The 1,629-nt window shown below is 63.0% G+C and carries 1 protein-coding gene; it reads right to left on the reverse strand.

Annotation, left to right across the window (positions count from 1 at the left end; genetic code table 11):
- On the reverse strand, window positions 1-1,424 hold a 1,424-nt coding region (locus tag ACIRGA_RS40840; protein ID WP_400952962.1), incomplete at its 3' end, for a hypothetical protein.
- Between the last annotated feature and the right edge of the window lie 205 nt (window positions 1,425-1,629).

A 1,629-nucleotide genomic window follows, 5' to 3' on the forward strand; every position in this document is an offset into this window, starting at 1 on the left:
ACATCCGCCAACTCGATCGCGACCCCGAACACATTCCCCACCGGCACAGCAGCCAGATCACCCACCTCCCACACCCCACCCGCCACACCACCCTCACCCTCGCTGTCATTCTCGCTCTCGCTGTCAATCTCGCTGTCAATCTCGTACCGAGAAAGCGACCGCGACCGCGCCCGCGCCACCGCCGCCTCCTCCGCCACCCGAACAGGAACCCCCGCACCCGCACCCCTCGCGACAACAGCCCACAACACCGCCACCTGGCTTTTGTTGATCAAGCCACCGGACAGTTCCGCGACCTCCGCCTGCGTCATCTTCCCGTGAAGCTTTTTCGCCCAGGCATTGATCCAGCCCTGGGCGACCACACTCGTGATCGACCCCGGCCGGTCCTTCGATTTCAGTTCGAAGCCGTCCGGGAGATCTCCCCGCATGTTCAGGAAAGCCCGGAACGTGCGGGGTCCCGTGCCATCCGGTGCAGGACGCCAGCCCACCACATCCCCCGGCACATCCTCAGGAATCTCTGGCTGATTAAGACCATGCCACAACTCGCTGACGTGAGTGCGACTGACCAATTCACCGGACAGTTTCACGACCGCCTGCTGCGTCATTCCTTCTCCGTAAAGGCCTTCCACCCAGGCATTGATCCAGTCCTGGGCCTTCTCACTCGAATGCGGCCGGTTCCTCGATTTCAGGCCGAAACCTGGCGGGTGGGGCCGTGATTCCAGGAAAGCCCTCAACGTCCGCGGACCAGTACCGTCCTCCGCGGGACGCCACCCCACCACCTCAGGCTCGGTCAACACCCCCGAACCCGAAGAACCACCACCCCCAGGAACATCCCCCTCCAGCACCCCCGCGTCCGGCTTATTCGCGATAGCTCCCCACAACACCGCCACCTGGACGTTATTGATCAAGCCATCGGACAGTTTCACGACTGCCCTATGCGTCATCTTTCCGTAAAGCTTTCCCGCCCAGGCATTGATCCAGCCCTGGGCGACCACACTCGTCCTCGACCCCGGCCGGTCCTTCGATTTCAGGGTGAAACCAGCCGGGAGATCTCCTCGCGTGTTCAGGAAATCCCGGAACGTTTGGGGTCCCGTGCCATCCGGTGCAGGACGCCAGCCCACCACATCCCCCGGCACATCCTCAGTAGTCTCTGACCCCTTAAAACGCTGCCACAACACACTGATCTGAGAAGGACTGACCAAGCCACCGGACAAATCCACGATCGCCGGCTGCGTCATCTTTTCTCTGTAAAGGCCTTCCACCCAGGCATTGATCCAGTCCTGGGCCTTCTTACTCGAGCGCGGCCGGTCCTTCGATTTCAGGCCGAAACCTTCCGGGTGGGGCCGTGATTCCAGGAAAGCCCTCAACGTCCGCGGACCAGTACCGTCCTCCGCGGGACGCCACCCCACCACCTCAGGCTCGGTCAACACCCCCGAACCCGAAGAACCACCACCCTCCCCCGACACCGGACCAGGTCTCTGAGGCGGCGCCTGGATCGCTGCGGCTCGCACCTTTGAGCGCGCGCCACCCAGTTGGTCTTTTTCGCGGGGCCACATGACTTCACTCACCAACACGCGCGAAAGCGTGTGGGCCGCTGCAAGCCCCTGCTCATCGTCGTCATGCCGGTGCAGC

This window comes from Amycolatopsis sp. NPDC102389, from assembly GCF_044765885.1.
Classification (GTDB): Bacteria; Actinomycetota; Actinomycetes; order Mycobacteriales; family Pseudonocardiaceae; genus Amycolatopsis.